Here is a 524-nt window from a genome sequence, read left to right on the forward strand (position 1 = left end):
CAGGGTGCCGCGTACCGCGTCGATCACGGGGGTGACGTGCCAGCCGGGGCCGTACCCGATCAGCATCGCCCGCTCGGTGCCGTTGCGGGTGAGCAGTTCGGCCAGGTGCCGGGCCAGTTCCGGGGTGTCGGCGGAGTTGCCGGGCAGGTCGAACCGCACGCTGAACCGCAGCCCCCGCGTGGTGCTGTCGGGGTCGGCGCCGGGTTCGAACGCCATCGCGACGATGCTGCGCTGCGGGTGGAACCCGAGCATGTAGGGCACGATCGCGATGAAGTCGACCGGGCGGCTCAGCCGTACCGTGTGATCCAGACCAGAGGTCATCGGTTGTCCTCCTGAACATGAAGAAACCCCCGGGCACGGTCAGCCGAGGGCAGCGGGAACGAGAAACGGCAGGGTCAGCAGCGTTCGGCGCGGACGCCGCCGCGCGGGCCAAGGAAGATCCGCCGATCGGGGTAGTCGATCCCGTCGGCGGAGCCGTACAAGGTGATTTCGCAGTCCTCCCCCACGCACGGGGTGAGCACGTC

General features: G+C 69.5%; 1 protein-coding gene. It reads right to left on the bottom strand.

What is annotated here, in order from left to right; translation table 11 throughout:
• Positions 1-321, bottom strand: a 321-nt coding sequence (locus tag Mam01_RS36185; RefSeq protein ID WP_204289712.1) for a DUF4192 family protein, incomplete at its 3' end; no start/stop codon positions are given.
• Positions 322-524 lie beyond the last annotated feature (203 nt).

The organism is Microbispora amethystogenes (assembly GCF_016863015.1).
GTDB lineage: Bacteria > Actinomycetota > Actinomycetes > Streptosporangiales > Streptosporangiaceae > Microbispora > Microbispora amethystogenes.